A 26089-nucleotide genomic window follows, 5' to 3' on the forward strand; every position below is an offset into this window, starting at 1 on the left:
GGGAGCAAGGCGTTGCGGTGGGTGCAAGTGGTTGCGCGCATCGTCGATTGTGAACCTCTGGTTTCCGCGGATCGAAGCTGGTAACTTCCTGGCACCACGCGTCGCAAGTTCTTGCAACGCCTTCATCCCCTTGCGCCCGTCGTGCGGGGCGGGGGTGTCAGGAGAGCGCCATGAGGGGCACCACCACCACCCGCCGCCGGTGGGGAGCGCTCGCGCTCGCCGCCGGCGTGCTCGCCGCGCTGCTGCCGTTCACCGCCGCCACGGCGGCGAACACCGTCACCGTCTACTACCAGCCACCGGCCGCCTGGGGCGCGTCGGTCAACATCCACTACGGGGTGGACGGGCAGGCCTGGACGCCGGTGCCCGGCGTACCGATGGACACCGCCTGCGCCGGGTGGCGTCGCCGGACCGTCGACCTCGGTGCGGCCACCGGCCTCCAGGTCGTGTTCACCAACGGCAGCGGCGTCTGGGACAACAACAACGGCGCCAACTACCGGCTCGCCGCCGGCACGGTGACCGTCGCCGCCGGGCGGATCGGCGCGGGCGACCCCTGCGCCACGCCCCCGCCGACGCCGACGCCGACACCGACCGGAAGCACCGGCGGCGGGAACACCGCCGAGGTCTGGTACCACCTCACCCCGCGCGGCTGGTCCACCGCGAACCTGCACTACCGGCCCACCGGCGGCACCTGGACCACCGCGCCGGGCGTGGCCATGGAGACGCGCTGCGCCGGTTGGGCCCGCCGGATCGTCGACCTCGGCGCCGCCACCGGGCTCACCGCCGCGTTCAACAACAACGCCGGCACCTGGGACAGCAACGGCGGCGCCGACTACACCCTCGGCGTCGGGCGCAGCGTCGTCGACAACGGCCGGGTCACCGCGGGGGCCGCCGACCCGTGCGCGCCGGTCGTGCCGGACACCGGCCCGCCGTCCACGCCGGGCGGGCTCACCGCCGTCGCCGACGGGCTGGCGGTCACCCTGAGCTGGACCGCCGCGACCGACGACCGGGCCGTCACCGGCTACGAGCTGACCCGCACCGGGGGCGCGGGCACCGTCACGGTCACCAGCACCACCACCCGGTACGTCGCGTACGACCTGCGGCCCGCCACCACGTACACCTGGACGGTGCGGGCGCTCGACGCGGCCGGCAACCGGTCGGCGGCGAGCGCGCCGGCGTCCGCGACCACCGGCAACCCGCCGGCCGGCGGCGCGCCACTCGGCGGCGATCCGCGCGAGGACAGCATCTACTTCGTCATGACCGCGCGGTTCGCCGACGGCGACCCGACCAACAACCGGGGCGGCAGCCAGCACGTCGCCTCGGGAAACGCGGCGAACGACGACCCGATGTTCCGGGGCGACTTCAAGGGGCTCGTCGACAAGCTCGACTACGTCAAGGCGCTCGGGTTCTCCGCCATCTGGATCACGCCGGTGGTGCTCAACCGCTCCGACTACGACTACCACGGCTACCACGGATGGGACTTCTACCGGGTCGACCCGCGGCTGGAGAGCGCCGGCGCGTCCTACCAGGACCTGATCAACGCCGCGCACGCCAAGGGCATCAAGATCTTCCAGGACGTGGTCTACAACCACAGCTCCCGGTGGGGCGCGAAGGGCCTGTTCACGCCCACCGTCTACGGCACCCGCGACGACCAGTGGAAGTGGTACTACGACCAGCCACAGGCCGGCCGGGCCTACGACCCGATGGTCGAGGCCACCGGCACCGACCCGGCGCTCACCCCGGCGCAGAACGCCAAGGCCAAGGGCCGACCGTACAACGGCGACGTCTGGTCGTCCGCCGCGCCCGCCGGCAACCAGTGCCTGAACTGGGGTACGCCGACCGGCGGGCGCAGCGCCGAGGGCTACACCCTCTACCAGTGCCAGTGGCCCACGCCGACCAGCAGGCTCTTCCCCGCCGACAAGTACCACCAGTGCTGGATCGGCAACTGGGAGGGCGAGGACGCGCGCAGCTGCTGGCTGCACGAGGACCTGGCCGACTTCAACACCGAGAACGCGCAGGTGCAGCGCTACCTGATCGACGCGTACAACCGGTTCATCGACATGGGGGTGGACGGCTTCCGGATCGACACCGCCGTGCACATCCCCCGGGTCACCTGGAACCGGCGCTTCCTGCCCGCCATCCAGCAGCACGCCGTGTCGAGGTTCGGCGAGAAGGGCCGGGACTTCTACGTCTTCGGCGAGGTCGCCGCGTTCGTCAACGACAAGTGGAACCGCGGCTCCGTCAACCACTCCGCCCAGTTCTTCACCTGGTCCGAGCGCAGGGAGTACAGCCCCGACGACGTGCGGGCCGCGATCGAGCAGTACGACTACGAGCAGCTGCTCGGCCCGTCCGGGCAGCCCACCACCGACAACGCGTTCCTGCGCGGCAACGCGTACCACGCGCCGGACCACTCGAAGTTCTCCGGCATGAACGTGATCGACATGCGGATGCACATGAACTTCTCCGACGCCGGCAACGCGTTCGGCAACGGGAAGGACTCCGACGACAGCTACAACGACGCCACCTACAACGTGGTCTACGTCGACAGCCACGACTACGGGCCGAACAAGTCCTCCACCCGCTACGCCGGCGGCACCGACGCCTGGGCGGAGAACATGAGCCTGATGTGGACGTTCCGCGGCATCCCGACGCTCTACTACGGCTCGGAGATCGAGTTCCGCAAGGGCGCCCGGATCGACTGCGGACCGAGCTGCCCGCTCGACACCACCGGCCGGGCCTACTACGGCGACCACCTCGCCGGCAGCGTCACCGCCGCCGACTTCGGAGTGATCGGCTCGGCCAGCGGGGCGGTCGCCACCACGCTCAGCCAACCGCTGGTGAAGCACGTGCAGCGGCTCAACCTGATCCGGCGGGCCGTGCCGGCGCTGCAGAAGGGGCAGTACTCGACCGAGGGCGTCAGCGGCGCGATGGCGTACAAGCGGCGCTTCACCCAGGGCGCGGTGGACAGCTTCGCCCTGGTCACCGTGTCCGGCGGCGCCACGTTCAGCGGCGTGCCGAACGGCCGGTACACCGACGCGGTCACCGGCGACGTCCGCACGGTCACCAACGGCACGCTGACCGCCTCGGTCAGCGGCCGGGGCAACCTGCGGGTCTACGTGCTCGACCTGCCCGGCAACCCGGCCCCGGGGAAGGTCGGCGGGGACGGGCCGTACCTGCGCTGACGACAGCGTGGCGGGGTCCGGACGTGTCCGGACCCCGCCCTCGCCTGGGTGGCCCCGCCGGGGCCGGCCGGGAGGGAGGTGCGGCCGGCGAGGGGAGGCGGGGCCACCGGGTCACTCGCCGGGCCTGCCGTCCTGGCCGTGCCAGCCGCGGTGGCCCATGCCGCCCGGGCCCGGGAACACGCCGGCCTCGGCGGCCTTGAGCACCGCGTCGGCCTGCTCCTGGGTCAGCTTCCCGTCCTTGACGGCCTGGTCCAGCCGCTCCTTCAGGGCGGCCTGCCGGTCCTGCGTCGACGGCGGCTGCGGCCGCTCCGGCCGGTCGGCCTGGCGCTGCTCGCGCAGCTTCTCCAGCGCGGCGGTCACCTTGTCGGCCGGGACGCCCAGCTCCTTGGCGAGCGCGTCGGCGAACTCGGCCTGCCGCTGCTCACGGTCGCCGGTCCGGTCGGTGCTGGTGCTGGCGCTCGGAGTGGGGGTCTTGTCGTCGGCGAGCGCCACCGTCGGGGCGGCGATCCCGACGCCGAGCACCCCGGCGGCGGCGAGGCCGACCAGCAGGCGCTTCCTCGTCGTGCGGATCATGCGATTCTCCTGTTCGGTGGTGGTGCGATGACGTCACCGACAGTGACCGCCGGAGCTGGGGGCAACCCGTGGTGAACCTGTCAGCGAGCTGGCAATCGGGGCCACCGATCCGGACAAATGCGGTTGCGGGGCCGCCGGGGCGGCCGTGAGGCTGGGCGGAATCCCGACGGAAGGCATCCCTCATGACTCAGCCCGTCATCCGCGAGGTCCCGCTCACCGGGCCGGGCTCCGGCCCGTACGCGATCACGGTCGGGCCGGACGGCGCGCTCTGGCTGACGCTGGCCGGCTCCGGCGGCGTCGCCCGGCTCGGCCTCGACGGCGAGGTGCGGACCTACCGCGCCGACCCGCCGGAGAGCCGGCCGCTGATCATCACCACCGGCCCGGACGGCGCGCTCTGGTACACCCGCTCCGGCGACCACCGGCTCGGCCGGATCACCGTCGACGGCGAGAGCGGCTCGGTCGCGCTGCCGCCCGGCTGTTCCCCGTGCGGCCTGGTCACCGGGCCGGACGGGGCGCTCTGGTACGCCGGCATGGGCGACGACACGGTCGGCCGGGTCACCGTCGACGGGGAGGTCGCCACGTTCCCGCTGCCGGTCACCAAGGCGTTCCCGTCGATGCTGGCCGTCGGGCCGGACGAGGCGCTCTGGCTGACGCTGAACCAGGCGAACGCGATCGCCCGGGTCGACCTCGACGGGTCGGTGGCGGTGCACCCGCTGCCCACCGACGCGGCCGGCCCGGTCGGCATCACCCGGGGCGGCGACGACGCGCTCTGGTTCGTCGAGATCGGCGCCGGGCAGCTCGGCCGGATCACCCCGGACGGGCGGATCGACGAGTTCCCGCTGCCGGACCGGACGTCCCGCCCGCACGCGATCGTCGCCGACCCGGCGGGCGGCTGCTGGTTCACCGAGTGGGCCGCGAACCGCATCGCCCACGTCGCCCCCGACGGCCACGTCACCGCCCACGCCCTGCCGACGCCGAATTCCGAACCCCACGGCCTGACCGTCACCCCCGACGGCGCGGTCTGGGCCGCCCTGGAAGCCGGCGCCGTCGCCCACCTCACCCCGCGCTGACGTCGATCATGAGGTTGGCGGCGCTGTGGAGATCGACAACTGCCGCCAACTTCATGATCGACCGGGTGGGGGTGGGGGTCAGCGGACGGCGGGGGTGACCGTCAGGGTGGCGGCGGTGGTGTCGAGGACGGCGGGGGTGCCTACCGGGACGGTGAGCTGGTTCCGGCCGTGACCGACGGGGAGGCCGCCGAGGACCGGGACACCGAGGTCGCCGAGGCGGTCGGTGAGCACGTCCACCACCGTCGTGTCCCAGCCGTCGGCGCACTCGGTGAACTGGCCGACCGCCACCCCGGCGAGCCCGTCCAGGGCACCGCAGCGGCGCAGGTGGGTCAGCATCCGGTCGATCTTGTAGGGCGGCTCCTGCACCTCCTCGACCAGCAGGATCGCGCCGCGCAGGTCGGGCATGTCCGGGGTGCCGATCGACGCGGTGATCAGGCACAGGTTCCCGCCCAGCAACCGACCCTCGGCCCGGCCGGGGACCCGCACCGGATACGTCTCCTCCGCCTCGACCGCCGCGACGGTCACCGGTTCGGTGCTGGTCAGCGCCGCGTGCAGCGACTCCGCCGAGCGGATCGGGGTGCGCTCGTCCCGCCAGGCGGCGCCCGGACCGTGCACCCCGGCCAGCCGCGCGCCGCGCCAGAGCGCGAACTGCAGCGCGGTGATGTCCGAGAAGCCCGCCACCACCTTCGGGTCCCGGCGTACCGCGGCCATGTCGATCAGGTCGACCACCCGCTGCGCCCCGTAGCCGCCCCGGGTGCAGATCACCCCGCGGATCTCCGGGTCGGCGAACGCCGCGTTCAGGTCCGCGGCCCGCAGCGCGTCGTCGCCGGCCAGGTAACCCCGGCGGGCGTACGCGTTCGGCGCGGGCACCGGCCGCAGGCCCCAGCCGGTGAGCAGCTCGACGCCGCGGGCCACCCGCTCCGGGCGGGTCGGGCCGGACGGCGACACCAGCATCACCGCGTCGCCGGGACGCAGGGCCGGTGGGCGCAGGCAGTCGTCGGTGGGCACGACCGGGAGCCTAGTGCGGCCGAGCCGGACCGTCCGCCGTCGGGCGCACCGGCTAGCCTCGACGTCGTGGCGACCGCGCTGGTGATCGAGAACGACCCGACCGACGACCTCCGCCGCCTGGGGGAGTGGCTCACCGAAGGGGGTCTGGAGCTGCGCGTCGTGCGCCCGCACGCCGGCGACGCGCTCCCCGACGACCTGGAGGGATACGCCGCCCTGGTGGTCCTCGGCGGCGACCAGCAGGCCTACCCGCTGCCCGACGACAGCCCCGGCGCGGCCTGGTTCCCGGCGCTGGAGGGGCTGCTGCGCAAGGCGGTCCGCCACCGGGTGCCCACGCTGGCCATCTGCCTGGGCGCGCAACTGCTCGCCACCGCGCACGCCGGCCGGGTCGAGCGCAGCCCGTCCGGGCCGGAGATCGGCCCCACCGTGGTGGGTCGGCGCGACGCCGCCGAGACGGATCCGCTGTTCCGCTACGTGCCGCTGATGCCCGACGTGCTCCAGTGGCACGCCGACGAGATCACCGAGCTGCCGCACGGCGCGACGCTGCTCGCCGCCTCCACCCGCTACCCGCACCAGGCGTTCCGCCTCGGCGACCGGGCCTGGGGCCTGCAGTTCCACATCGAGTGCGACACCGCGATGATCGCCGAGTGGTCCCGCGACTCGGCCACGCTGGCCGAGCTGGGCTACGACCCGGAGCTGGTGGTGGCCGCCTGCGACCGGGCGATGGCCGACGTCGAGGAGGCCTGGCAGCCGTTCGCGATCCGGTTCGCCGCGCTCGCCCTCGGCGAACTCGGCGACGACAGCACCCGCCGCAGCCTGCCGCTGCTCGGGGCGTGACGTGACCCGGCCGGCCCGCGGACGCCTGGCCCGCTACGGCTTCGCCGAGGGAGACGGCGCCACCCGCGCCGCCGACCTGCTCGGCCCGGACGGGCTCGACCTGTGGCGCCCGGAGGCGCAGGAACCGGCCGACGAGCACGCCGCCGAGCTGCTCACCGCGCTGTCCCGGGCCGCCGACCCGGACCTGGCCCTGCGCCAGCTGCACCGGCTGGTCGAGTCGGAGCGGCGCGCCGGGGACGAGGTGGCGGTCCGCGACGCGCTGGCCGCCGACCCCGGGCTGCGCCGCCGGCTGGTCGCGGTGCTCGGCGCGTCCTCGGCGCTCGGCGACCACCTGGTGGCCAACCCGGGGCAGTGGGCCGTGCTGGCCACCGAGCCGGACGGTCTCGCCCCCACCGCCGACGGGCGGCTCGACCTGACCGTGGCGGCCCGGCTGACCACCCTCACCGGCGCGGTCCCGCTGCTGCGCCAGGCGTACCGGCTGGCGCTGCTGCGGATCGCGGCGGCCGACCTGACCGGCGGGCGGGGCCTGGAGCAGACCATGGCCGCGCTCTCCGGGCTGGCCGACGCCACCCTGGCCGCCGCCTACGACATCGCCGTCGACGAGCTGCCCGAGGGCACCCCCCGGCCCCGGCTGGCGGTGGTGGCGATGGGCAAGTGCGGGGGCGACGAGCTCAACTACGTCTCCGACGTCGACGTCATCTTCGTCGCCGCCGCCGACGACGACCTGTCCGCCGCCACCCAGGTCGCCACCCGGCTGATCCACATCTGCGGGCTCGTCGCCTGGCCGGTCGACGCGGCGCTGCGCCCGGAGGGCAACCGGGGCCCGCTGGTCCGCACGCTCGCCAGCCACCTGGCCTACTACAAGCGCTGGGCCCGCACCTGGGAGTTCCAGGCGTTGCTCAAGGCCCGCCCGGCGGCCGGCGACCTGGACCTGGCCCGGGAGTGGATCGAGGCGCTCGCCCCGCTGGTCTGGACCGCCGCCGAGCGGCCGGAGGCGGTCGAGGACGTCCGCGCCATGCGCCGCAAGATCCTCGACAACGTGCCGCCGAAGGAGCTGGAACGCGAGATCAAGCGCGGTCCGGGCGGGCTGCGCGACATCGAGTTCGCCGTCCAGCTGCTCCAGCTCGTGCACGGCCGCGGCGACGAGTCGCTGCGGGTGCCCGGCACCGTCCCGGCGCTGCGCGCCCTGGTCGCCGGCGGCTACGTCGGCCGCGCCGACGGCGAGGCGCTGCTGCGCGGCTACCGCTTCCTGCGCGCCGTCGAGCACCGGCTCCAGCTCCAGGGCCTGCGCCGCACCCACACCGTGCCGACCGAACCGGCCGCGCTGCGCTGGCTCGCCGCCGCGCTCGGCTACGCGGCCACCCCGGGCCGCAGCGCCGTCGAGGAGTTCCGCGCCGAGTGGGTCACCCACGCCGCCGAGGTACGCCGGCTGCACGCCAAGCTGCTCTACCGGCCGCTGCTGGAATCCGTCGCCCGGGTGCCGGCCGAAGGGCTGCGCCTCACGCCCGAGGCGGCCCGGCACCGGCTGGAGGTGCTCGGCTTCGCCGACCCGGTCGGGGCGCTGCGGCACCTGCAGGCGCTCACCGGCGGGGTCAGCCGCACCGCCGCCATCCAGCGCACGCTGCTGCCGGTGCTGCTGGACGAGTTCGCCGACGCCCCGGAGCCGGACCGGGGGCTGCTCAACTACCGGCAGGTCTCCGACAAGCTCGGCAGCACCCCCTGGTACCTGCGCCTGCTGCGCGACTCCGGCCCGGTGGCGCGCCGGCTGGCCCGGGTGCTCTCCTCCTCCCGCTACGCCGCCGACCTGCTGGCCCGCGAGCCGGAGGCGCTGCGGCTGCTCGCCGAGGACACCGAGCTGACCCCGCGCCCCCGGGACACCCTGGTCGAGGGCTTCACCGCCGCGGCGGCCCGGCACGACGACCCGGTCGAGGCCACCCGGGCGGTCCGCGCGTTGCGCCGCCGCGAGCTGGTCCGGATCGCCTGCGCCGACGTGCTCAGCCGGGCCGGGTCGCTCGCCCCGCTCACCCCGCGCCCGGTCGGCGGCGGGGAGCGCCGGCCGACGGTGGTCGACGTGACAGCGGTCGGCACCGCGCTGTCCCACGTCACCGACGCCACGCTGGCCGCCGCGCTGCGCGCCGCCCGGGCCGCCCAGCCCGGCCCGCCCGGCCTGCGCTTCGCGGTGATCGGCATGGGCCGGCTCGGCGGGTACGAGTCCAACTACCTCTCCGACGCCGACGTGCTCTTCGTCTACGACCCGCCGGCCGGGACGGAGGAGAGCGCGGCCAGCGCCGCCGCGCACGCGATCGCCGAGGAGCTGCGTCGGCTGCTCTCCGCGCCCGCCCCCGACCCGCCGCTCGGCGTCGACGCCGACCTGCGCCCGGAGGGCCGGCAGGGCCCGCTGGTGCGCAGCCTGGCCGCGTACGCCCAGTACTACGCCCGGTGGTCGCGGGTGTGGGAGGCGCAGGCGCTGCTGCGGGCCCGCTTCGTCTGCGGCGACGCCGACCTGGGCGCGCAGTTCGAGGCGATGATCGAGCCGGTGCGCTACCCGGCCGACGGGCTGACCCGCGAGCAGGTGGTGGAGATCCGCCGGATCAAGGCGCGGGTGGAGATCGAGCGCCTGCCCCGGGGCGCCGACCCGGCCACCCACACCAAGCTGGGCCGGGGCGGCCTCGCCGACGTCGAGTGGGCAGTGCAGCTGCTCCAGCTCCGGCACGCCGGCCGGCTGCCGGCGCTGCGCGGCACCCGTACCCTCGACGCCCTGGCCGCCGCCCGTGACGCCGGCCTGCTCGACGGCGACGACGCGGCCGAGCTGGCCGCCGGCTGGACCCTCGCCGCGCAGGTCCGCGACGCGTTGATGCTGGTCCGGGGTCGGGCCGGCGACCAGCTGCCCCGGCACGGGGTGGAGCTGGCGGGCGTGGTGCGCCTGCTGGGTCACGAGGACCCGGGCGAGTTCCTCGACGAATACCTGCGCACCGGCCGCCACTCCCGCACCGTCGTCCAGCGCATCCTCGAAGCCCCGCTCTGACGGGCGAGATCCGCTCCGGGTGATGAGTTCTCGCGCCCGTGCCCGTCACACCTCCGACGGCACACGACGAGACGTGAGGATGACCAGATGAGTGCGGACACGCGGCCCGCGGGGTGGGGCGAGGTCGACGAACCGGTCTTCTCCGGGCTGACCGAGCGGCACCGGCGGGAGCTGCACGTGCACTGCTACCGGATGCTCGGGTCGTTCGAGGACGCCGAGGACGCCGTGCAGGAGACGTTCCTGCGGGCGTGGCGGCGCCGGGAGACCTACGCGGGACGGTCGACGGTGCGGGCCTGGCTCTACCGGATCGCCACCAACACCTGCCTGGACCTGCTCGCCAAGCGTCGCCCGCAACCGGCGACCGGCGGCGAGGTGCCCTGGTTGCAGCCCTATCCGGACCGGCTGCTCGACGAGCTGCCCGCCGGCGACGCGGACGAGCCGGAGGCGGTCGCCGTCGCGCGGGAGACGATCGAGCTGGCGTACCTGGTCGCGGTCCAGCACCTCGCGCCGCGCCCACGCGCCGTGCTGATCCTGCGCGACGTGCTCGGCTGGCCGGCGCGGGACGTCGCGGAGCTGCTCGGGGACTCCGTCAACTCGGTGAACAGCGCGTTGCAGCGGGCCCGCGCCGGCATGCGCGCGCACCTGCCCGCCGAGCGGCAGGACTGGACCGGCGGCGACGAGGACGCCGGCACCCGCGAGCTGGTGCGCCGCTTCACCGACGCCAGCGTCGCCAAGGACGTCGACCGGCTCGCCGCGCTGCTGCGCGACGACGTGCGCTGCTCGATGCCGCCCACGCCGGGCCTCCAGATCGGCCGCGACGCGGTGGTCGGCGACTGGGTCGCGGACGGCTTCCCGGAGCTGGGGCGCCTACGCGCCGTCCCCACCGCGGTGAACCGGCAGCCCGCCGTCGCCTTCTACCTCTGGCGGGAGGGGGAGGGCGCGTACCTGCCGCTGACGCTCGACGCCCTGCGCGTCACCGACGGGGCGATCACCGAGATCGTGACGTTCCACGCCGACCAGTTCCCCCGGCTCGGACTGCCCGAGCGCCTGCCGGCCGACGGCACCGAGTAGCCCCGGTGCGGACGCTCACGCTGCCCGGCGGCGCGCGCGTCGCCGTGGTCGCGGCCCAGTGGCGCGACGCGTTCGCCGTCGTCGCCCGCGGGCGGGTGCAGCTGGAGCTGCGCGACGGCGCACCCGGGCCGGTCCTCGGCCGCGACGCCTACTTCTGGCTGCGCGACACCGGCGTACGCGCGCTGCGCAACCCCGACCGGCGCACCGCGACGGTGCGCATCCACACCCCCGACAGCGGACCCTGGAGGAACGACATGACCAGCGGCAACGACACGGCGGTGGCCGCCGGACCGGCGGCGGGCCGGACCGGCCACCGCCTCCGCCGGCTCGCCGGCACCGGCCTGCTCGCCACGCTCGCGGCGGTGGTGGTCACCACGCTCGCCGCCGCGCTCGCCCGCGCCCTCGGCGTCGACTTCGCGATCCCCGACGGCGGCGAGCGGATCCCGCTGGGCGGGTTCGCGGTGGTGACCGGCTTCTTCTCGGTCGTCGGCGTGGTCCTCGCCGCCGCTCTGCTGCGGTGGAGCGCCCGCCCCGCCGCGCGGTTCGGGTGGACGGCCGGGACGCTGACCGCGATCTCGCTGGTCCCGCCGTTCCTGGTCGGGGCGGACGCCGCCACCGTCGCCGCGCTGGTCGGGCTGCACCTCGTCGCGGCGGCGGTGATGATCCCGGCGCTGACCCGGAGCCTGCGCGCCGGGTGAGCCGGCGGCTCAGCTGCCGAGCGTGTACGTGCCGGCGCGGGGGACCGTCACCACGGTCCACCCGCCGTCGGCGGCGAGCGTCGCGCCGCCGGTGACGGTCAACCAGCGGTCGTGCCGGACCCGGACCGGGACCGGGCCGGGCCCGGGGGCGCGGAAGGTGACCGAGGCGCCGTCCTGCCGGACCAGCTCGCCGGGCGCGCCCACGAGCGGGGTGGGGTCGGCCACCGCGTACAGCCGCCAGTGCCGGTCCGACCAGACCTCGGTCAGGTACGGCTGGCCCGCGGTCACCAGCTCCGCCTCCGGCCGCCCCACCCAGGACAGCTCGACGTCCGGCACGGCCACGTACTGCACCGCGTTGTCGGCCAGCCAGGCCCGGTAGGAGTCGGGGGTCAACGCGACGCCGGTGCCCGAGGCGCCGGGGACGGTGGTGAAGAACAGCGGGTTGCGGTCGATGTCGGCCTGCCGCAACCAGCCCCGGGCCAGCGGCACCTCGCCGAGGCGGGCGGCCTCCCAGTAGTTACGCGTCGGCGGCACCTCCACCCGCCCGGTGAGCCCGCGCCGGTCCAGCTCCGCGCGCAGCGGCGCGAAGTAGGCCGGATCGGCCGTCGGGTCGCCGGCGCTGCGCACGTCGGCGGTGACCACCGGCGGCTGCCACCAGCAGACCACCGCCAGCAGGGCGGCCAGCGTGACCGGGCCGGCGGCCCGGGGGAGCCGGCGCGCGGTCGGCCACCGCGCGGTGAGCCGGTCCGGCAGCGTCGCGGCGGCGGCCAGCACCGGCAGCGCGAACATCACCACCAGGCGGGTGGCGTTCAACCCGACCGGGGTGGGCAGCAGCGCGGCCGCCAGCACCCCCGCCCCGGACAGCAGCGCGCCCACCCGGACCGGCCGGTACGCCACCAGCGCCGCCACCAGCAGGCTCGTCACCACGGCGTGCGTCGTGTCCGCCCGGCTGATGTTCATCCAGCCGCCCTCGCCGAACAGCAGCCCGGTCACCGCCAGCGGGCCGGCCGCCGGCACGGCGAGCAGCAGGCCGTCGGCGTACCGGCGGGTCAGCAGCAGCGCGACGCCGGCCAGGCCGACGAAGAGCCCGGCCACCGGGCTGGCCGCGGAGGCGAGCAGCGCGGCGGTGCCGACGGCCGCGGCACGGACCCACCCGGCGCGGGACCACCGGGCCGGGCCGGCAGTCCCGGCGGTAGCGCCCGACGGCCGGCCGCCCGGGGCGGCGGGCAAGGTGAGCGCCAGCAGCGCGGCCAGGCCGAACGCGACGCCGAGGGCGTAGGTGACCCGGCCGGAGACCAGGTTGCCGGCGATGGTGACCACGCCGACCAGGCTGCCGAGCAGCGGGCGGGGCACCCGGAGCCGGACCAGCAGGGCCGCGAACGCGGTGGCCGAGGCGAGCAGGGCGAGCGCGCCGGTGGGGCGTACCCCGAGTGCCGCCATCAGCGGCGGCGAGACGAGGCTGTAACCCCACGGGTGCACCCCGCCGTACCAGCGCAGGTCGACCAGGGCGGACCCCTGCGCGGCGAAGAAGTCGGCGCGGGCGACCTGCGCGGACAGGTCCGACCCGGTGACCGGCAGAGTGAGCTGGAGCACGGCCAGGACGAGCGCCGACGCGGCGGACACCGCCACCACCCGAGTGCCCCGCATGCCCACCTCCTGATCGCGAACCACCGTACTGGCAGCATGTCGGACGTGCCTCACCACCTCTCGCGCTGGATCGGCCTGGCGGGCTCGGTGCTGCTCGCCGTGGCCGCCTTCCTCGGCGGCGCCCTGCCCGACGGCGAGCTGCGTCCCACGCCGGTCAGCATCTGGCAGGGCCCCAACGGCCCGCTCATCATCGGGCTCTGGCTGGTCGGCACCGGGCTGCTGGCGTGGGCCTGGTGGTCGCTGCGCGACCGGGTGCCGTCCGCCCGGTGGGTGCTGGTCACGGTCGCGCTCTGGCTGCTGCCGATGCTGGTCGCCCCGCCGCTGGGCAGCCGCGACGTCTACGCCTACGCCTGCCAGGGCACCAGCTTCTCGGCCGGCATCAACCCGTACGAGCAGGGCGTGTCCGCGCTGCCCTGCCCCTGGTTGGACACCATCTCGTTCATCTGGCGGGACACCCCGGCGCCGTACGGGCCGCTGTTCGTGCTGCTCTCCGGCGCCGTGGTCAAGGCCACCGGTTCGCTGTGGGGCGCGGTCGCGCTGTTCCGGCTGCTCGCCGTCGCCGGGGTGGCGCTGACCGCCTGGGCGCTGCCGGTGCTGGCCCGCCGCTGCGGGGTGCCGCCGGAGCGGGCGCTCTGGCTGGCGTTGGCCAGCCCGCTGGTGCCGGTGCACCTGGCCTCCGGCGCGCACAACGACGCGCTGATGGTCGGCCTGCTCGTCGCCGGACTGGCCGTGGTGGCGGCCCGACCGGGCCGGCCAGGTCCGCTGCTCGCCGGTGGCGTGCTGCTCGGCCTGGCCGCCGGTGTCAAGATCACCGCGCTGGTGGTGCTGCCGTTCGCGGCGCTGGCCGCGATCGTCGGGCCGTACCGGATCCGGGCGCTGGTCCGCGACGGCGCGTGGGTGGTCGGCGGCGCGTTGGCGGCGCTGGCCGGCGCGACGCTCGCCGCCGGGCTGGGGCTCGGCTTCATCAGCGGGCTGGAGCAGGGCGGCCTGGTGGTGGCCTGGACCTCGCCGCCGACCGCGGTCGGGCAGACCGTCGGCTACCTGCTGGCGCCGTTCGGCGTGCACGTGGACGCGCTGCCGGTGACCCGGGCGATCGGCATGGTGGTGCTGGTCGCGGTGCTGGTCTGGCTGTGGTTCCGGTCCTGGCGTCGGGGCGAGCCGTTCTGGCACGCGGCGCTGGCGCTGACCGCCACGGTCGCGCTCTCCCCGCTGTTCCACCCCTGGTACTGGCTGTGGCCGCTGGCGGTGCTGGCCGCCACCGCGCGGCGGACCCGGTGGTTCGCGATCGTCACCGTGGTGTCGTCGTTCCTGGTGCTGGCCGACGGGACCGGTTTACCCCGGTACACCAAGATGCCGGGTGCGCCGCTGATGACGCTGTTCGTGATCGTGCTGGTCGTGCGGTTGGTACGGTCGGCCCGGAAGGGTCGGCAGCCGGTTCCCGTGTCCTGAGGAGTGTGCCGGTGAGCGAGCCCGACGCGCCGGTCCGACCGGTCGCCGCCAGCGTCGCCCGATACGCCGGTCTCACCGGGGCGACCCTGCTCACCGTCGCCGGCTGGCTCGGCGGGGCGCTGCCCGACGCGCCGCCACGCGCCACGCTCTCCGATTTCTGGCAGGCCCCGCACGGGCCGGCGACGCTGCTCTGCTGGCTGGTCGGCACGGCGCTGCTGGTGGGCGCCTGGTGGTCACTGCGCTGGGGCGCCCCGTCGGGCCGCTGGGCGTACCTGACCGCCGGGCTCTGGACCCTGCCGCTGCTGGCCGCGCCGCCGCTGGGCAGCCGGGACGTCTACTCGTACGCCTGCCAGGGCTGGACCTGGACGCGCGGGGTCAGCCCCTACCGGGTGGGTGTCGCCGCGGCCGGCTGCCCGTGGACCGACTCGGTGTCGCCGATCTGGCGGGACACCCCCGCGCCGTACGGGCCGTTCTTCGTGCTGCTGGCCGGGCTGGCGGTGCTCGCCGGCGGCGGCCTGGTCGGGGCGATCGTGCTGTTCCGGCTGGCCACGGTGGCCGGGGTGCTGCTGGTCGCGCTCTGCCTGCCCGGCCTGGCCCGGGCGGCGGGCGTACCCACCCGACGGGCGGCCTGGCTGGTGCTGGCCTGCCCGCTGGTCGGCGTGCACCTGGTGGCCGGCGCGCACAACGACGCGCTGGCGCTCGGGCTGGTGCTGTTCGGACTGCTGGTGCTGATCCGCGGGCCGGGCAGGCCCCGCGCGCTGGTCGCGGCCGGGGTGCTGCTGGGCCTGGCGGTCGCGGTCAAGGCGATGGCCGTGGTGGTGCTGCCGTTCGCGGCGCTCGCCGCCGTGCTCGGCCGCTACACCTGGCGGGCGCTGCTGCGCGACGGCGGTCGGCTGGCCGCCGTGGTGCTCGGCACGCTCGTGGTGCTCTCGCTCGCCACCGGCCTCGGCCTGGGCTGGGTGGACGGGCTGGGCCGCAGCGGCGACTCGCAGCAGTGGACCTCACCGCCCACCGCCGTCGGTTTCGTGGTCGACTACGCCGGCGAGGCGGCCGGCCGGCGGCCGCACGCGGTGCCGGGGACCCGGGCGGTCGCATTGGCGCTGCTGGTCGCGTCGCTGGTGGCGCTCTGGTGGTGGGCGTGGACGGCGCTGCGACGGTGGAACGACGCCCGGCAGCGGGTGGCCCGGCTGACCGTGGCCCGACCCCGGGTGGCGCTGCTCGGCGCAGGGCTGGCGCTGACCGCGACCGTACTGCTCGCCCCGGTCTTCCACCCCTGGTACGCGACCTGGCCGCTGGCCCTGCTCGCGGTGTCGGCGGTGCCGCTGGCCCGGACCGTCTGGTTCGTGGCGCCCTGCGCGGTCGCGTCGGTGCTCGCGCTGCCGGACGGCACCAACCTGGCCCGGTTCACCAAGGCGCCCGGCGCGGTGCTGATGACCGTGCTGGTGCTGGTCGTGCTGGCGGCCGGCGTCCGGGCCGGGCTGCGCCGCCGTCGGGTCGACCGCTGAGCGACGGGGCACGCAGAAGGCCGGGCCGGCCCCGCGGAGGCGGAGCCGGCCCGGCCGGTGCTGACGAGCGTGCTCAGCAGTCGAAGTACATCGCGAACTCGTGCGGGGTCGGGCGCAGGCGCACCGGGTCGACCTCGTTGGCCCGCTTCCAGTCGACCCAGGTGGAGATCAGGTCGGGCGTGAAGACACCGCCGTCGAGCAGGTAGTCGTGGTCGGCCTCCAGCGAGTCGAGCACGGCCGACAGCGAGCCCGGCACCTGCTTGACGTCGCCCCACTCCTCCGGCGGGAGGTCGTAGAGGTCCTTGTCGATCGGGGCCGGCGGCTCGATCTTGCTCTTGATGCCGTCCAGGCCGGCCATCATCATCGCGGAGAAGGCGAGGTAGACGTTGGCCGACGGGTCCGGCACGCGGAACTCGACGCGCTTGGCCTTGGGGTTGCTGCCGGTGACCGGGATGCGGGTGCAGGCGGAGCGGTTGCGCTGGGAGTAGACCAGGTTGACCGGGGCCTCGAAGCCGGGCACGAGGCGCCGGTAGGAGTTGACGGTCGGGTTGGTGAACGCCAGCAGCGAGGGCGCGTGGTGCAGCAGGCCGCCGATGTACCAGCGGGCGGTGTCGGACAGGCCGGCGTAGCCGGTCTCGTCGTAGAACAGCGGTTCGCCGTTCAGCCAGAGGCTCTGGTGGGTGTGCATGCCGGAGCCGTTGTCACCGAACAGCGGCTTGGGCATGAACGTGGCGGTCTTGCCGTTGGCCCACGCCTCGTTCTTCACGATGTACTTGAAGAGCTGGAGCTGGTCCGCGGCGTGCAGCAGGGTCGAGAACCGGTAGTTGATCTCGGACTGGCCGGCGGTGCCCACCTCGTGGTGCGAGCGCTCCACGGTGAACCCGGTGTCGACCAGGCGCCGCACGATCGAGTCGCGCAGGTCGGCGTAGTGGTCGACCGGCGGGACCGGGAAGTAGCCGCCCTTGTAGGCGGTCTTGTAGCCGCGGTTGCCGCCCTCCTCGACCCGGCCGGTGTTCCAGGCGCCCTCGATCGAGTCGATGTAGTAGAACGACTGGTGCGCGGAGGTCTCGTGGCGGATCGAGTCGAAGATGTAGAACTCGGCCTCGGCGCCGAAGTAGGCGGTGTCGGCGATGCCGCTGGCGGCGAGGTAGGCCTCGGCCTTCTTGGCGACGTTGCGCGGGTCCCGCGAGTAGGCCTCCCGGGTGAACGGGTCGTGGATGAAGAAGTTGATCGCGACCGTCTTCTGCGCCCGGAACGGGTCGACGAAGGCGGTGGCCACGTCCGGGAGCAGGAGCATGTCCGACTCGTGGATGGCCTGGAAGCCGCGGATCGACGAGCCGTCGAACGCGAGGCCGTCGGTGAAGACGCTGTCGTCGAAGGACTCGACCGGCAGGTTGAAGTGCTGCATCACGCCGGGCAGGTCACAGAAACGTACGTCGACGAACTTCACGTCCTCGTTCTTGAGGTATCGCAGGAGTTCCTCGGGATTGGCGAACACACGTCCTCCTGGCAGGTCCACTCCGGTGGCTGGCTCCTGGCGACGCTATGGCCGGGCGGTTGCCCGGCCGTGTCTCCTCTGTTTCCGCCGTGTTACGTCGCTCGCGGAGCGTCATCCCCGCCCCGTTTGCGGTCATTTGTGGTTTTCATCGGATTTCCCGGTGGGTGCCGACGCGGCGCTACCCTGGCCGCTGTGACCGATACCGCCACCCCGGTGCCGCCCGCCACCGACCCCGCCTTCACGCCGCCCAGCCTCGGCCGTCGCTTCGGCGCGCTGCTCATCGACTGGATCCTGTGCCTGCTGGTCGCCGGCACCTTCGCCCACCCGACCCGCGACGGCTGGTCACCGGTCCTGGTACTGGTCCTGGAGTACGGCTTCTTCCTCGGCCTGTTCGCCCAGACCCCGGGCATGTTCCTGACCCGGGTCCGCTGCGTGGCCTGGGCCGACGGCGGCCGGATCGGGATCGTCCGGGCGCTGCTGCGCGGCCTCCTGCTGGCCCTCGTCGTGCCGGCCCTGATCATGGACGAGCACCGGCGCGGCCTGCACGACCGCCTCACCGGATCGGTCGTCACCGACGCGCCCCGCCGCTGACCCGCACCGAAAAGGAGCCGGCCCCCGTGGGGGACCGGCTCCTTTTCCGCGTACGTCGGAGGTCAGCGACCCCGGGTCTGCCGGAACGCGCCGCGCGGCGGCCGCATGTTCTTCGGGACCGCGCCCTTGGGCATCTGCGGCCGCGCGGTCAGCGCCTTGAGGCGCTTGTCGAGGGCGTTGACGTCCTTGGGGGAGAGGCTGCGGGGCAGCCGCATCAGCGTCATCCGCAGCTTGCGGACCGGCAGCTCACCGTCACCCTGACCGATCACGTAGTCGTGCAGCGGGGCGCTGCCGATCACCTTGGCCAGCCGGCGCTTCTCCTGGCCGAGCAGGCCCCGGACGCGCTGCGGGTTTCCCTCGGCCAGCAGGATCACGCCGGGCCGGCCCACCACCAGGTGCACCATGTCCATCTGGGTGGTGGAGCTGACCGCCGGGGTGACCCGCCAGTCGCCGCGCATGCTCTCCATGATCTGCGCCGCCGCGCCGGGCTGCCCCTCGGCGGCGTTCATCATCGCCTTGTTGGACCGCAGGTTGAGCACGATCAGCACGGCGAGCAGGGTGAGCAGGATGCCGATCGGCAGCCAGAGCCAGCCCCAGGCGAGCACCGCGACCACGGTGAGCGCGAGCGGGATCAGCACCGCCGCCGCCGTCAGCGGCGCGAACCACTTGTCCTGCTTGGCGGTGAACCGGAACACCATCCCGATCTGCTTCAGCCGCTGGCCGAACGAGACCTTCTCCTGGGGCTTTGCCATGCCGCAGAGTCTAGTGGTCGGCGCCCGGCCCGTTGATCCGTGGCCGCCCCTTCCGGCGCGGGCTGAGTACCTTACGGCCGCGCCGGCCCTTTCCGGTCCCTGGGTAAGGAGGTGGGGCGGGCGAAGATCAGGCACCGTACCCATGCCCCGGGGGCACCTTCGCGCGGAAAGTCGATGTCGACAGGGACGACACACCGCACGACAGGGAGATCGACGATGTTCGGCAACGACGCGGAATTTCTGCTCAGCATCCACCGCAGCCACGCCTCCGAGCTGCAGGCCGACGCGGCCCTCGACCGGCTCGCCCGGTCGCTGCCCCGCCGGCACGCGCACGGGTGGCTGAGCCGGCGCCAGCACACCGCCCGCACCACCGACGCCCGCCGGTGACCGCCCCGCCGGTCGCCGGCGCCGGCATCGAACCGGTCGTCACCGGATCGGCGCGGAGGCCGGAGACCACGGGCCCGGCCGTCGCCGGTCCGGCCGCCACGGGGGCGGCCGGACCGGCGACGCCGGCTGGACCGGTCACGCCGTCGGACCGCCATGGCATGCTCGACGGCGTGACCGTACGCGCCGCCAGCACCGTGCTCGTCGGCCGGCAGCCCGAGCTGGCCGTGCTGCGCGAGGCGCTGGCCCGGGCCCGCGGCGGCGACCCGACCACGGTGCTGGTCGGCGGGGAGGCCGGCGTCGGCAAGACCCGACTGATCGAGGAGTTCGGCGCCCACGTCGCCGCAGCCGGAGCGCGGCTGCTGGTCGGCCACTGCCTCGAACTGGGCGAGGCCGGCCTGCCCTTCGCCCCGTTCGCGGCCGCGCTGCGCGACGTGCTGCGGCACGACGGCCCGACGGTCTTCGCCGGCTACGAGGCGGAGTTCGCCCGGCTGCTGCCGGAGCTGGCCCGGATGCCGGCCGGCGCCGCCGCGCCCGCCGGGCCGGCCCTCGCCGACACCCCGCGCGGCTACCTGTTCGACCTGGTCGCCGACCTGTTCCGGCGGATCGCCGAGGAACGCCCGCTGGTGCTGGTGATCGAGGACCTGCACTGGGCCGACCGGTCCACCCGTGACCTGATCGGGTTTCTGGTGCGCGCCGCCCGCGCCACCCGCCTGCTGGTCGTCTGCACCTACCGCACCGACGAGCTGCACCGCGGCCACCCGCTGCGGCCCTTCCTCGCCGAGCTGGACCGGGTCCGGGGCGTGGACCGGATCGAGCTGGGCCGGCTCGACCACGACGGCACCGCCGCCGTGCTCGCCGACCTGCTCGGCGCGGAGCCGGCCGCCCGCGCCGTCGACGACGTGCACGACCGCACCCAGGGCAACCCGTTCTTCATCGAGGAGCTGGCCGCCGCCGGCGGGCCCATCGGCTGCGCCACCATCCCGGAGACGCTGCGGGACCTGCTGCTGGCCCGCGTCGACCGGCTGACCGAGCCGGCCCAGCGGGTGCTGCGGATCGCCGCCGCCGGCGGCACCCGCTTCGCCCATCAACTTCTCGCCGAGGTGGCCGGGCTGCCCGAGGCCGAGCTGGAGGACGCGTTGCGCGCCGCCGTCGCCGGTCAGCTCGTGGTCGCCGACCCGGACGGGGACTACGAGTTCCGGCACGCGCTGGTCCGCGAGGCGGTGCACGACGACCTGCTCCCCGGCGAGCACGCCCGGCTGCACGCCCGCTACGCCGCCGCGATCGAGGCGCAGCCGCACCTGGTGGCCGCCGGTCGCGCCCCGGCCGAGATCGCCCACCACTGGTACGCCGCACACGACCACCCCCGCGCCCTCACCGCGGCCCGGGTCGCCGCCGCGGCGGCGGCCGAGCGATACGCGTACGCCGAGCAGAGCCGGCTGCTGGAGCGCGTCCTCGAACTGTGGGAGCTGGTCCCCGACGCCGCGGACCGTCTCGGCATGGACCACCTGCGGGTGCTGGAGGAGACGCTCACCGCCGCCGTCACCGCGGGTGACCTCGGCCGGGCGCTCACCCTCACCCGGGCCGCGCTGGCCGAGGTCGACTCCACCGCCGAGCCGCTGCGGGCCGCCGCCCTGCTCGACCAGCGGGGCCGGCTGCTCGCCCTGCTCGGCAAGAGCGACGGCGCCGCCGAGCTGCGTGAGGCGTACCGGCTGGCGGCCGGCGCGCCGGGCGGCGCGGACCGGCTCGGCGTGCTGGCCGACATCGCGGCGCACCTGATGAAGGTCGACCCGGGGGAGGCCGCCTCGGTGGCCGCCGAGGCGATGGCCGGCGCGGCCGAGATCGGCAGCATCGACCTGGCGCTGCTGCCCACCCGGATCGCGGTGCTGCACCGCACCGAGGACACCCCGGATCTCGGGCTGGCCGAGCTGCGCCGGGTGGAGGCGCGGGCTCGGGCCGCCGGCGACTCACGGGCGCTGGTCAGTGCCCTGGTCTTCCTCTCCGACGTGCTCTACGAGCTGGGCCGGTACGCCGAGTCCGAGGAGGCCGCGGCGGCCGGGGTGAGCGAGGCGCGCCGGGTCGGGATCAGCCGTTCGATCGGCGCCTACCTGCTGTCCAACCGGGCCGAGGCGCTGATCGCGCTGGGGCGGTGGGACGAGGCCGACGACACCTGCGCGGAGGCGGCCCGGATCGATCCGCCGGGGGTATCCGGCCTGCACTGGCTGCAACTGCGAGCCGGGCTCCGGCTGGCTCGGGCGCATCCCGCGGCCGACGAACTGGTCGGGCGGGCGCTGGCGTTCCTGGGTCGGCCCTATCTCTGGCCGAACCACCGCCTGCCGCTGCACGAGCTGCGCGTGGAGGCGGCCCTGGCGGCCGACGACAAGGTGGAGGCGGTACGCGCGGCCTGCGCCGCCCTCGCCGACGCGCACCTGGCCGACCGGCCCCGGGAGGGGTGGCCGGTGCTCCACGTGGCGGCCCGCGCCGCCGTGTTGGCCGGCGACGCGGCACTGGCCGGTGAGGTCTCCGCGCTGGCCGCCGTGCTGCCCGTACGGCACCCGGCCGAGCGCGCCCACCGCGCGCAGGTCGCCGCGATTCTGACCGGCCCCGGCGCCGGCGGTGAGGCACTGGGCGCGTGGCGGTCGGCGGTGGCGCAGTGGCGGGAGACCGGGCAGCCGTACCCGTTGGCTCGGGCGCTGCTCGGGCTGGCCGAGGCCGCCGCGGCGGCCGGCGAGCGGGACGAGGTGGCCGCCGCCGTCCGGGAGGCGGCCGAGGTGGCCGACCGCCTGGGCGCCACCCCGCTGGGGGAGCAGGTGGCCACGCTGGCGCGCCGGGTCGGGCTGCGCGGCACCGGCCGGCCGGGGCCGGACCTGTTGACCAGCCGGGAGCGGGAGGTGCTGCGGCTGGTCGCCGAGGGGCACAGCAACAGCCGGATCGCCGAGCGGCTCTTCATCTCGCCGAAGACGGCCAGCGTGCACGTCTCCCGGATCATCGCGAAGCTGGACGTGACCAACCGGGTGGAGGCCGCGGCGCTGGCCCACCGGCTGGGTCTGCTCGACCCGCCGCCGCCCGCACCGACACAGCGCCGGGCCCGGTAGTCCTCCGCGCCGACCGGCGGCGCGGAGGACGATCCGTCAGCGGGTGGTGACGACCTCCTGGCGGGCGGCGAGCGCCTGCTGGTAGAGCCGCCCGGCCCGGTACGACGAGCGGACCAGCGGCCCGCTCATCACGCCGGCGAAGCCGATCTCCTCGGCCTCCTCGCGCAGCTCGACGAACTCCTCCGGCTTGACCCAACGGGTGACCGGGTGGTGCCGGGGGGAGGGGCGCAGGTACTGCGTGATGGTGATCAGCTCGCAGCCGGCCTCGTGCAGGTCGCGCAGCGCCTGGGAGATCTCGGCGCGCTCCTCGCCCATGCCGAGGATGAGGTTGCTCTTGGTGACCAGGCCGTCGGCCCGGGCCTGCCGGATCACGTCGAGCGAGCGCTCGTAGCGGAACGCCGGGCGGATCCGCTTGAAGATGCGCGGCACCGTCTCGACGTTGTGCGCGAGCACCTCCGGGCGCGAGCCGAAGACCTCGGCGAGCTGCTCGGGCACCGCGTTGAAGTCGGGGATCAGCAGCTCGACGCCGCAGCCGGACTGGAGGGCATGGATCTGTCGGACCGTCTCGGCGTAGAGCCAGGCGCCGCCGTCGGGCAGGTCGTCACGGGCCACGCCGGTGATGGTCGCGTAGCGCAGGCCCATCGCGGCGACGGACTCGGCGACCCGGCGCGGCTCGTCGGCGTCGAACTCGGCCGGCTTGCCGGTGTCGATCTGGCAGAAGTCACAGCGCCGGGTGCACTGGTCGCCGCCGATGAGGAAGGTGGCCTCCCGGTCCTCCCAACACTCGTAGATGTTGGGGCACCCGGCCTCCTGGCAGACCGTGTGCAGCCCTTCGCGCGAGACGAGCCCGCGCAGCTGGGTGTACTCCGGCCCCATCTTGGCCTTGACCTTGATCCACGGCGGTTTGCGCTCGATCGGCGTCTCGGCGTTGCGCGCTTCGATCCGCAGCAGGCGCCGCCCCTCCGGGGCGGCGGTCGCGGTGCGCGCTGGCTGCTCAGTCGTCGGCGCGTTTTGCTCGATCGTCACGAAATCGAGCCTACGCCGGTCGGCGGCGGTCGATGAACGTCGGGCGACGGCCGTCACCCCGGAAACGTTGTGACACCGGACACGAGCGGTCAAAAAACCCCGTCACATTCCGGCGATCGTGGTGCTAGCGTGCCGGGCAGAGCTGCGACGGAGCCGAGTAGCGGACCGACCCGCCAGCCCAGAGAGCCGCCGGTTGCTGCGAGGCGGTCTGGCGCCGGCCCGCGAAGACCCTCCCGAGCTGCGGGAGGAACGGCGTCCGCGCCCAGTAGAACCCGCCCGGCCGGCCCCGGTGAAAAGGCGACGAACGAGGCTCCCGCCGCGGCGGGGGCGAAGGTGTGGTGGCACCGCGAGGTTCCCGCTCGCCCACACCTCCCTGGGGATCGCGTTGCGATTGACCGAGGAGGTAACCGCCGTGCAACGCATCCTGTCCGCCCAACTTCCCACCCACGTCGGCGCCACCGTCCGGCTCGCCGGGTGGGTCCACCGCCGCCGGCTGCTCAAGTCGGTGGCCTTCCTGATCGTCCGGGACGCCGCCGGGCTCGCCCAGGTGGTGGTCGCCGCGCCCGCCGTGCGCGCGCAGGTCGAGGCGCTGCCCGAGGAGACCGTGGTCGAGGTGGTCGGCACGGTGGTCGCGAACCCGACCGCCCCCGCCGGGGTCGAGGTCGTCGAGCCCGAGGTACGACCACTCGGCCCGCCCGCCGTCCCGCCCCCGTTCGACCTCTACCGGCCGGTGCTGACCGCGAGCCTGCCCACCCAGCTCGACCACGCGCCGACCGCGCTGCGGCACCCCACCCGGTCCGCCGCGCTGCGGATCTCGGCCGCTGCCGTGTCCGGATTCCGGGCGACCCTCGACGCGCGGCGCTTCGTCGAGGTGCACACGCCGAAGGTGGTCGGCTCGTCCACCGAGAGCGGCGCGAACGTGTTCGCGCTGGACTGGTTCGGCCGGCCCGCCTACCTGGCCCAGTCGCCGCAGTTCTACAAGCAGCTCATGGTGGGCGTCTTCGAGCGGGTGTACGAGGTGGGGCCGGTGTTCCGCGCCGAGCCGCACGACACGGTCCGCCACCTGGCGCAGTACACCTCGCTCGACGTCGAGCTGGGATTCGTGACCGACCACCGGGACGTGATGGCGGTGCTGCGGGACACGGTGGCCGGGATGCTCGCGGCCGTGGCGGACCGGGCCGGCGCCGCGCTGGACACGCTCGGCGTGACGGTGCCGCCGGTGCCCGCCGAGATCCCGGCGGTGCACTTCACCGACGCGCTGACGATCGCCGGCGCCCCGGCCGACGAACCCGACCTGGCCCCCGCCCACGAGCGGGCGCTGGGGGAGTGGGCCCGCGCCGAGCACGGCAGCGACTTCCTGTTCGTCACCGGCTACCCGATGGCGAAGCGGCCCTTCTACACCCATCCGGACCCGGCCCGACCGGCGTACTCGAACGGTTTCGACCTGCTGTTCCGCGGCATGGAGCTGGTCACCGGCGGGCAGCGGCTGCACCGGCACGCCGACTACCTGGCCGCGTTGACGGCCCGGGGCGAGCCGGTGGAGCCCTACGCCGGCTACGTGGACGCGTTCCGGCACGGGATGCCGCCGCACGGCGGCTTCGCGATCGGGCTGGAACGGTTCGTCGCCCGGCTCACCGGCGCGGCGAACGTCCGCGAGGTGACGGCCTTCCCGCGCGACCTGCACCGCCTCACACCCTGACCCCGCGCCGACGGACGGTCCTGATCCGGACCGTTCGCCGGCGCGCCGCCCGGGAAGCGGCAGGGCACAGGAACGGGGTGAGCGCAAACGTCATCGCGCGCAGCGGCGTGGCCTGCGCCCAGGGCCACGGGCGCCGGGGGTGTGGGTTCGGTCGCCTGGCCGATCACGACCTTGCACGCCCCGCGCGATATACCGCCTGGTCATACTTATGACTCAGCGGTATATCGCACCCGGGGGCATTGTCGTGCCGACGGCGACACGCCCGGCGCGGGATGCTCGCGCGACGGGATGACGGGCATCGACCGACGGCGGCCGGGAGCCGTACCCGGTCAGACCCGGGTGAGGGTGGGCAGGTGCCGCTCGACCACCGGGAGCACGTCGGCCACGGTGACCGCCCGGCCCAGTTCGGCGGTGAGCGAGGTGACCCCGGCGTCGCGGATGCCGCACGGCACGATCCGGTCGAAGAAGCCCAGGTCGCAGTCGCAGTTGACGGAGAAGCCGTGCAGCGTGACGCCGCGGGCCACCCGGATGCCGATGGCCGCCACCTTGCGGGCCGGGCCCCGGTCGTCCTCCGGCACCCACACGCCGCTGCGCCCCTCGACCCGGCCGGCGGTCAGCCCGAACTCGGCGCAGACGTCGATCAGCAGCTGCTCGGTGCGTCGCACGTAGGCCACCACGTCGACCGGGTCGGGCAGCCGGACGATCGGGTAGCCGACGAGCTGCCCCGGACCGTGCCAGGTGATCTTGCCGCCGCGGTCCACGTCCACCACCGGGGTGCCGTCCACCGGCCGGTCCCACGGCTCGGTCCGCTTGCCGGCGGTGTAGACGCTGGGGTGCTCCAGCAGCAGCACGGTGTCGCCCTGCTCGCCCGCCACCACGGCCTCGTGCAGCCGGCGCTGCTCGTCCCAGGCGGCCTGGTAGTCGAGCAGGCCGGCGCGGACGGCGGTCAGCCCGGAAGTCGTCACGCTCACCCGTCCAGCCTAGT

Annotated in this window: 19 protein-coding genes; 12 read left to right on the top strand and 7 right to left on the bottom strand. The window is 74.9% G+C overall.

Annotated elements, in window-relative coordinates; all coding sequences use genetic code 11:
* The first annotated feature begins 170 nt into the window (after positions 1-170).
* The gene (locus tag GA0070622_RS10670) at positions 171-3179 is read left to right on the top strand and encodes a carbohydrate binding domain-containing protein (protein WP_091572868.1); all 3009 of its coding nucleotides are present in this window, start codon (positions 171-173) and stop codon (positions 3177-3179) included.
* A 111-nt stretch (positions 3180-3290) separates the two neighbouring features.
* On the opposite strand, the gene GA0070622_RS10675 is transcribed toward GA0070622_RS10670, so the two are convergent.
* The gene (locus tag GA0070622_RS10675; RefSeq protein ID WP_091572872.1) at positions 3291-3752 is read right to left on the bottom strand and encodes a hypothetical protein; all 462 of its coding nucleotides are present in this window, start codon (positions 3750-3752) and stop codon (positions 3291-3293) included.
* Positions 3753-3934: 182 nt separating this feature from the next.
* Here GA0070622_RS10675 and GA0070622_RS10680 point away from each other — a divergent pair, with 182 nt between their 5' ends.
* Positions 3935-4822 (top strand): Vgb family protein, encoded by an 888-nt coding sequence (locus GA0070622_RS10680; RefSeq protein WP_091572877.1) that lies wholly within the window; start codon positions 3935-3937, stop codon positions 4820-4822.
* Between the two features lie 78 nt (positions 4823-4900).
* On the opposite strand, the gene GA0070622_RS10685 is transcribed toward GA0070622_RS10680, so the two are convergent.
* Complete coding sequence (locus tag GA0070622_RS10685; protein WP_091572881.1) at positions 4901-5830, bottom strand: S66 peptidase family protein; 930 nt, start codon at positions 5828-5830, stop codon at positions 4901-4903.
* Between the two features lie 66 nt (positions 5831-5896).
* Between GA0070622_RS10685 and GA0070622_RS10690 the strand changes: the two genes are divergently transcribed.
* From GA0070622_RS10690 to GA0070622_RS33035, 4 genes are all read left to right on the top strand, one after another.
* Positions 5897-6664, top strand: coding sequence for a type 1 glutamine amidotransferase (locus GA0070622_RS10690; protein WP_091572886.1), 768 nt, complete (start codon positions 5897-5899; stop codon positions 6662-6664).
* A gap of 1 nt (position 6665) precedes the next feature.
* The gene (locus tag GA0070622_RS10695) at positions 6666-9689 is read left to right on the top strand and encodes a bifunctional [glutamine synthetase] adenylyltransferase/[glutamine synthetase]-adenylyl-L-tyrosine phosphorylase (RefSeq protein ID WP_091572890.1); all 3024 of its coding nucleotides are present in this window, start codon (positions 6666-6668) and stop codon (positions 9687-9689) included.
* An 87-nt stretch (positions 9690-9776) separates the two neighbouring features.
* On the top strand, positions 9777-10760 hold the full coding sequence (locus GA0070622_RS10700) for an RNA polymerase subunit sigma-70 (RefSeq protein ID WP_091572895.1): 984 nt from the start codon (positions 9777-9779) through the stop codon (positions 10758-10760).
* A 5-nt stretch (positions 10761-10765) separates the two neighbouring features.
* Entirely contained in the window at positions 10766-11458 is a 693-nt protein-coding gene (locus GA0070622_RS33035; protein ID WP_091572899.1) for a DUF6069 family protein, read from the top strand.
* Positions 11459-11467: 9 nt separating this feature from the next.
* On the opposite strand, the gene GA0070622_RS10710 is transcribed toward GA0070622_RS33035, so the two are convergent.
* Positions 11468-13105: a hypothetical protein gene (locus GA0070622_RS10710; RefSeq protein ID WP_091572903.1), complete on the bottom strand. Its 1638-nt coding sequence runs from the start codon at positions 13103-13105 to the stop codon at positions 11468-11470.
* On the opposite strand from GA0070622_RS10710, the gene mptB (GA0070622_RS10715) reads away from it, so the two are divergent.
* Positions 13004-14554, top strand: coding sequence for a polyprenol phosphomannose-dependent alpha 1,6 mannosyltransferase MptB (mptB, locus tag GA0070622_RS10715; protein ID WP_176710541.1), 1551 nt, complete (start codon positions 13004-13006; stop codon positions 14552-14554). The genes GA0070622_RS10710 and mptB (GA0070622_RS10715) overlap by 102 nt on opposite strands.
* Positions 14555-14565: 11 nt before the next feature.
* Positions 14566-16059 carry a polyprenol phosphomannose-dependent alpha 1,6 mannosyltransferase MptB gene (gene mptB, locus GA0070622_RS10720; RefSeq protein ID WP_091573165.1) on the top strand — a complete coding sequence of 498 codons (1494 nt, stop codon included), beginning with the start codon at positions 14566-14568 and terminating at the stop codon, positions 16057-16059.
* A 73-nt stretch (positions 16060-16132) separates the two neighbouring features.
* Here the strand turns inward: mptB (GA0070622_RS10720) and glnA are convergent, their stop codons facing one another.
* The gene (glnA, locus tag GA0070622_RS10725; protein ID WP_091573166.1) at positions 16133-17557 is read right to left on the bottom strand and encodes a type I glutamate--ammonia ligase; all 1425 of its coding nucleotides are present in this window, start codon (positions 17555-17557) and stop codon (positions 16133-16135) included.
* Between the two features lie 192 nt (positions 17558-17749).
* On the opposite strand from glnA, the gene GA0070622_RS10730 reads away from it, so the two are divergent.
* Complete coding sequence (locus tag GA0070622_RS10730) at positions 17750-18148, top strand: RDD family protein (RefSeq protein ID WP_091573167.1); 399 nt, start codon at positions 17750-17752, stop codon at positions 18146-18148.
* A 62-nt stretch (positions 18149-18210) separates the two neighbouring features.
* Here the strand turns inward: GA0070622_RS10730 and GA0070622_RS10735 are convergent, their stop codons facing one another.
* The gene (locus GA0070622_RS10735; RefSeq protein ID WP_091573168.1) at positions 18211-18900 is read right to left on the bottom strand and encodes a DUF4191 domain-containing protein; all 690 of its coding nucleotides are present in this window, start codon (positions 18898-18900) and stop codon (positions 18211-18213) included.
* A gap of 216 nt (positions 18901-19116) precedes the next feature.
* Between GA0070622_RS10735 and GA0070622_RS32495 the strand changes: the two genes are divergently transcribed.
* Positions 19117-19287, top strand: a complete 171-nt coding sequence (locus tag GA0070622_RS32495) for a hypothetical protein (protein WP_176558921.1) — start codon at positions 19117-19119, stop codon at positions 19285-19287.
* A 170-nt stretch (positions 19288-19457) separates the two neighbouring features.
* Complete coding sequence (locus GA0070622_RS10740) at positions 19458-22379, top strand: helix-turn-helix transcriptional regulator (protein WP_245666175.1); 2922 nt, start codon at positions 19458-19460, stop codon at positions 22377-22379.
* Positions 22380-22415: 36 nt separating this feature from the next.
* Here GA0070622_RS10740 and lipA read toward each other — a convergent pair whose 3' ends face one another.
* Positions 22416-23462, bottom strand: a complete 1047-nt coding sequence (gene lipA, locus GA0070622_RS10745) for a lipoyl synthase (RefSeq protein WP_176558920.1) — start codon at positions 23460-23462, stop codon at positions 22416-22418.
* 355 nt (positions 23463-23817) lie between these two features.
* Here lipA and aspS point away from each other — a divergent pair, with 355 nt between their 5' ends.
* Positions 23818-25104: an aspartate--tRNA(Asn) ligase gene (aspS, locus tag GA0070622_RS10750; protein WP_091573170.1), complete on the top strand. Its 1287-nt coding sequence runs from the start codon at positions 23818-23820 to the stop codon at positions 25102-25104.
* Positions 25105-25433: 329 nt separating this feature from the next.
* Here aspS and lipB read toward each other — a convergent pair whose 3' ends face one another.
* Positions 25434-26075: a lipoyl(octanoyl) transferase LipB gene (gene lipB / locus GA0070622_RS10755; RefSeq protein WP_091573171.1), complete on the bottom strand. Its 642-nt coding sequence runs from the start codon at positions 26073-26075 to the stop codon at positions 25434-25436.
* Positions 26076-26089 lie beyond the last annotated feature (14 nt).

It is taken from the genome of Micromonospora sediminicola (assembly GCF_900089585.1).
GTDB classification, from domain to species: domain Bacteria; phylum Actinomycetota; class Actinomycetes; order Mycobacteriales; family Micromonosporaceae; genus Micromonospora; species Micromonospora sediminicola.